The 5,748-nt window shown below is 67.6% G+C and carries 5 protein-coding genes and 1 pseudogene; 5 read left to right on the top strand and 1 reads right to left on the bottom strand.

All coding sequences use genetic code 11. The features are described from left to right. The first annotated feature begins 88 nt into the window (after window positions 1-88). The 5 genes and pseudogenes from FJ309_17030 to FJ309_17010 all read left to right on the top strand — a co-directional run bounded on the left by FJ309_17030 (window position 89) and on the right by FJ309_17010 (window position 2,931). Window positions 89-562: pseudogene (locus FJ309_17030) on the top strand (hypothetical protein). Then, window positions 543-1,292, top strand: a complete 750-nt coding sequence (locus FJ309_17025) for a glycoside hydrolase family 18 protein (protein ID MBM3956277.1) — start codon at window positions 543-545, stop codon at window positions 1,290-1,292. The pseudogene FJ309_17030 and the gene FJ309_17025 overlap by 20 nt, the downstream one beginning before the upstream one ends. A gap of 186 nt (window positions 1,293-1,478) precedes the next feature. Further along, window positions 1,479-1,688 (top strand): hypothetical protein, encoded by a 210-nt coding sequence (locus FJ309_17020; protein MBM3956276.1) that lies wholly within the window; start codon window positions 1,479-1,481, stop codon window positions 1,686-1,688. A 71-nt stretch (window positions 1,689-1,759) separates the two neighbouring features. Then, window positions 1,760-1,957, top strand: a complete 198-nt coding sequence (locus FJ309_17015; GenBank protein ID MBM3956275.1) for a hypothetical protein — start codon at window positions 1,760-1,762, stop codon at window positions 1,955-1,957. Between the two features lie 164 nt (window positions 1,958-2,121). Then, window positions 2,122-2,931 (top strand): hypothetical protein, encoded by an 810-nt coding sequence (locus tag FJ309_17010; protein ID MBM3956274.1) that lies wholly within the window; start codon window positions 2,122-2,124, stop codon window positions 2,929-2,931. Here the strand turns inward: FJ309_17010 and FJ309_17005 are convergent. After that, window positions 2,902-5,583, bottom strand: a complete 2,682-nt coding sequence (locus FJ309_17005; GenBank protein MBM3956273.1) for an SDR family oxidoreductase — start codon at window positions 5,581-5,583, stop codon at window positions 2,902-2,904. The two genes, FJ309_17010 and FJ309_17005, sit on opposite strands and share 30 nt — an antisense overlap. Between the last annotated feature and the right edge of the window lie 165 nt (window positions 5,584-5,748).

Here is a 5,748-nt window from a genome sequence, read left to right as displayed (position 1 = left end):
CGTGCAGGTCCACAACGAATGCGACGTGACTCAGACGTCGCCCGACGAACTGCCCGTGATCGACATTCGCAGCCTCTGACGGGATCCCATGTCACGGTGCGGACGGCCCGTGAGAAGGGCGGTTTCAGAGCGGGCTCGAGCCGACGAGACAAATCCGGCCTTGAGCGTGGATAGGAAGTTCCGCGGCGCCTCCACGGTCGGCCCGCATACGGCCCAGCCAGCTCCGGCGGTTGCTCCTCATGATCCGCCCCGCCAGGCCGACGCTTGCCGAAGTGCCATTGGCCGACCTATCCTTTTTCCGCACCTCAAGGTGAGCATCGCCGTGGGCGGCTGGACGCTCTCCACGCACTTCAGCACCGTGTGCTCGACGGCGGCCGGCCGCGAGACGTTTGCCAACTCGCTCGTCAAGTTCCTCGACACCTACCGGATGTTCGACGGCATCGACTTCGACTGGGAATATCCGGGCGGTGGCGGCCTCGACGGCAACTCCGTGAGCCCGAACGACGGGGCGAACTACGCCTCGCTCATGAAGCTCGTAGCTCGTGCGCTCGAAGGTCGACGCTCTCGGCACGCGCCTCGGCCGCGACTACGAGCTCTCGGTGGCCTCGCCGGCCGGCTTCGACAAGATCCGAAACTTCAATCTCGCGGGCCTCACGCCGCACGTCGACTTCTTCAACCTGATGAGCTACGACTTCCACGGCACGTGGGAGAAGACGACGGGCCACCAGTCGGCCTTCACGGGCGACCCGATCGGCTACGACATCAAGACGGCCGTCGATCTCTACCGCGCCGCGGGCGTGCCCGCCGGCAAGATCGTGCTCGGAGCCCCGCTCTACACCCGCGGCTGGAGCGGCGTGGCCGACGGCGGCGACGGCGGCTATGCCGAGCAGTCCAGCGGCTCGGCGCCCGGCACGTTCGAGGCGGGCGTGTATGACTACAAGGACCTGCTCCGCCAGGTGCAGGATCCGGCGAGCGGCTGGAAGCTCTACTGGGACGACACGGCCCAGGCGGCCTACGTCTACAACCGCTCCAAGGGCCTGTTCAGCTCGTTCGAGACGCCCACGTCGATCGCCCAGCGGGCCCAATTGGCCGAGGACATCGGCCTCGGCGGGATGATGTTTTGGGACATCACGAACGACGCCCTCGACTCGCCGGAGAGCCTCGTGAACGCGGCGTATGCGTCGTGGGTGATCGACGAGGATCTGGCCACGATCCGCAGCCGCTCCCGCCTCACGGGCGAGATCGTGATCGGCGGCGACGACCTCATCAAAGCCTTGCCGCTGCAGGTGTGACCGGCGCGAAAGAGCCGCCGGGCGACGGCCTCGGCCGTGAGGGCAGCCTCCATGTCGCTCACGACAAGCGCCACTCCGAGCAATTTTTCGGCGTCCTGCCAGCCCGAAAACGAAAAGTCCTCTGCCGATCGTCTCCGCTGCCTATACTTCCGCGGCAACGATCTTTCCCTCTTCGGAGCATTCTCCATGGCCGAAAATCACCCCAACAACTGGCCGGATCTCTTGATCGGCCTCTACGACAATCTCACGGGGCGGCGGGCGGAGATCACGTACCAGTTCGACGACATGCACATCAAGATTCCGAGCGGCACCGGTCCGTCGGCGCAGCATGCCGAGTGGGTGCTGCACGGGACGCTCAAGATTCGTACGCGGGACACGGGCTCGTCCCCAAACTGATTCTGGCCGGGCGACTCACGGGAACGCTGGATGGTCGCCCGGTCGTGATCGATGCCGATGAACGCGGAGTGATGGTTTCGTTTGCGTCGGTGGCGACGGCGTGGGCGGCGCGGCGGTCGGCGACAGCGCTCGTGCCGGTGCTCGCCGTCGCACAGCGTTGCACCGTTCCGGTGCGGTTGAACGTGGCGGGGCTCGTGTCGCTGGAGGTGCTTCCGAGGCCGAGCCGAGTCGTGCGGATGCTGACGCCCCGTCTTGCAGACCTGCTCTGACACCGACGGGGCGTGCAGTGGAGGGTTTGATCCATAAGGGGAGCCTATCGTGTTCGGTCCGATCCGCCGCCTCCTTGCCGCCGCCTTCGACCGGCTCGACACGCCGCCCGTGCGGGCCTGGCTCGAGCGGGCGGTGGTGGGGGGGGGCGGCGGGCGGGTTTCTCGTGCACCTCGCGGCGATCGGGCTTGCCCGGCTGTTCCCCGACCTTCCCCAGACGGTCTTCAAGGGGCTCGATGAGAGTCCGCTGCATGCGGTCTACACGCCCTTCAGCGTGATCCTGTTTTACGAGGTGGTGCTCCTCGTCTTCGCACTCACCGCCTCGCACACCGGCGAGATCGCCAAGCAGTATCAGATCGTATCGCTGATCGTCGTCCGGCGGGTCTTCAAAGAAATCGGCGGCTTCAGCGACCTGGAAAACTGGCTCGCCGAGCCGGAGGCGGTGAGGGCCGTGCTCATCGACATGGCCGGCGCCGTGCTGATGTTTCTGATCGTTACGGCCTTTGCGTGGCTGCGGCACGTGACGCCGAAGACGCCAATCCGCCACGATCTGGAGGGCTTCGTCCAGCTCAAGAAGGCAATGGCCGTGCTCTTGCTCGTCGTGCTCGTCGGGCTGGCGACGCTCAATCTGGCGAGCTGGCTCGGTCTCGTCGACGGCCTGCCTGCCGTGATCGCGACGCCGCCGGCCGACGTCGATCTCTTCTTCTTTCCACGATTTTTCGAATTCATGATCTTCACCGACGTGTTCCTGTTGATCGTGTCGTTGGCCTATTACGACCGCTATGAATACGTGTTTCGGAACGCGGGATTCGTCATCTCCACGGTGCTCTTACGGGTTTCGCTGTCGACGCCCAAGCCCTACGACCTCCTCCTGGCGCTGACAGCCATGCTCTACGGGCTCGCCGTGCTCGGCGTGTTCGCCTGCTTCCTGGCGATCGACCGCGGCTCAGTCGAGCGGCAGAAAAGCCCAGAGTGAGGGGCGGCCGCAGTTGCAGTGCACCGCCCGGCCCAGGAGCCCGAGGCCGGCGATGCTCACGTACACCGCCGTCCTGGCGGCGTCCCAAAAGCCCGCCACACCGGTGGCGTGGGGCCCGCGGAGCCGCGCTTCCACGCTCGGCACCGGATGGAAGATCGTTTCGACGAGCGCCGGACGCTCGCGTTCGCGATCCTGCAGTTCGTCGAGTGATTCGATCGTGCGGGCGAGCGTCGCACGGTGGCAGCCGGCCGCGAGCATGCGCTGATCGACCTCCTCCACGCCGCGGCGGCTGGGCGTCGGCAGCGTGAGCAGGCCGAGAAACGACCAGAGCGTGAACACGAGGCTAAACGTGACGATGCCCTCGGCCGTGGCCAGCCGCCGATCCCCGATGACGACTGCCGCCAGCGCGATCCCGAAGAGTGTGAAGCCGATCGCGAGCATCCGGCCCCGCCACCATGCACCGCTCTCGACGGCCATCTGCCGCCGCTGCAACGCCGTGGCAAAGGCTTCCGCATCGAGCACTTCGCGCCAGCGCAGCGGCAGGAGGTGGAGTTGGGGCCGCACCACGCCCACGACTGCGCCGGTAAAGCCCTCGTCTGCGGATTCAGCCATGAAGGTCGGCAGCATCGGCAGCGCCCGGTCGTCTGTGACCGGCTCGTGGGCACTCGGCAGGCTCGGCGTGAGCTCGAGCGGCGCCATGGCCGCCGCCACGGCGATCCGCAGGCCCAGCAACACCAGCACGAGCGTCGCACCGGCGGCGATCACCCCGAGCGCTCCTCCCGCCCGACCCGCCAGAAGCAGCGTGAACGCCACGGTGAACATGATGCTCGAGTGCATGCTCACACCCCGGGCCAGGCGCGCGACGAAGCTGCCGAGCGGAAGATGCCCGCGGCCATAGCGGCGTGGCAACAGATAGCCGCCGCAGAGGTCGAAGGGGACATGCACTGCGGCGTAGACGAGCACGAAACCGGCCAGGGCGAAGAGCTGGTCGCGGAGCGCTCCTCCCACCGGAGGCAGGAATCGGGCCGGCAGCCCGAATGCGAGGCCCGCGACCGCCAGGACGACGATCGTGCCGACGCCACTCATGCCCAGCCACAGTCGGGCGCGGCCATAGCCGGGAGCGGCCTCCACCGCCGGGAACTCGTCCCCGGGCAGCGTCTTTGCGCGGTGCAAGGCCTCGGCCGTTTTTTGAATGCCCCGCAGCATGCCACCGAAGACCAGCTCGTGCAGCGGCACGACGGCATACCAATACAAGAGGCCGAGCAGGCCCCGGGGGCGGAAGCGGGCGGTCATCACGAGCCGGTGCAGGGGCGGCCGGGCTTCGGCATCGATCTCCTCGATCGCGAAATCGAGCTGCGCTTCGCCCGGCAGCTTCATCTCGGCGCGGAGTGCGAGTGAGCGATCGCGGTCGATCCCCACCACCCGCCAGAAGTCGAGCGCTTCACCAAACTCGACTTTCTCCGGATGCCGCCTGCCACGGCGCAGCCCTGGGCCACCCACGAGCTTGTCCATCCAGCCGCGCAGCTGCCAGAGCACGTCGCCCGCATACCAGCCGTTGCCGCCGCCGATCCGGCAGACCGCGGCGTAGATGCTCGCGGCATCGGCCTCGATGTCGACGACCCGCCGATCGGTGAACACCGTGCCTCCGGCCCAGGCCGGGTCGCCGGGCACCGGCCCGGCCACGCTCCAGTGGGTTTCCACGGCGTGCTGATCGATCTTCACCTTGGCCGTGTGGATCGCCTCGCGCACGCCAAGCGCCGGGTGGGGCATCAGCTGCTGCGTGGTGTCGTCGGTGACGACGACACGATTTTTGAGCCCCTCGGCCAGCGGCCGGGCGATGCGATACGACACCGGCGTGACGAGATTGATCCATAGCGAGCTCAGCCGCGGCGTCAGCACCGGCACCGGCAGAATCATCCGCCGCCGGAGGCCGAGCTCCTCGGCCATCACCCGCATCAAGTCGCGGTAGGGCATCACGTCGGGCCCGCCGATCTCGAGCGTTTTGCCAGCCGTCTCGGGCACGTCGAGGCAGCGAACGAGCCAGTGCACGACATCGGCGATGGCCACCGGCTGGCACTCCGTGGTCACCCACTTGGGCGTCACCATGATCGGGAGCCGCTCGACGAGATAGCGGAGGATCTCGTACGACGCCGACCCCGACCCGATGATCATCGCCGCCCGGAACGTGGTGACCGGCACGCCGCCCGAAGCGAGCTCCTCTTCGACCTGCCGCCGCGACCGCAGGTGCTCGCTCAGATCCGGCCCCATCTCGCCGAGGCCGCCGAGGTAGATGATCCGCGACAGATCGGCATCGCGGGCCGCCCGGGCGAAGCCGGCGGCGAGTTCACGATCGTGATCCGCATAGGCCCCACCGGTGGCGACCATCGAGTGCACGAGGTAATAGGCGGCGCGGCAACCCTCGAGCGCCGTGGCCAAAGCGGACGTGTCACCGAGATCGTTCGCGAGCACCTCGACGTTTGGATGATGTCGCCAGGGGCGGGCGTCGAGCTTGCGCGGCTCGCGCACGAGGCACCGCACACGGTAGCCAGCTTCGAGCAGCGCGGGCACGAGCCGTCCGCCGACGTAGCCCGTCGCACCGGTCACGGCGATCGTGTCGCCCGCGGCGATCACGGGGCTCGGTTGGTCATGCATGAAAGTTCTGCGGGGGACGGTGGGCATCGAGGTGAAACCAGATGCCGGCATCATAGGGTGCTCCCGGCGACCTGCCGTGCCGAAGGCCCGGGATCCGCGCGTTTCTCGCAGGCTGCCCCGCCCTCACACCCGCAGGCGTGAATGAAACGATTCTCATGCCCTCTG

This window comes from Planctomycetota bacterium (assembly GCA_016872555.1).
Classification (GTDB): domain Bacteria; phylum Planctomycetota; class Planctomycetia; order Pirellulales; family UBA1268; genus F1-20-MAGs016.
This window is presented reverse-complemented; position numbering and strand designations above follow the sequence as displayed.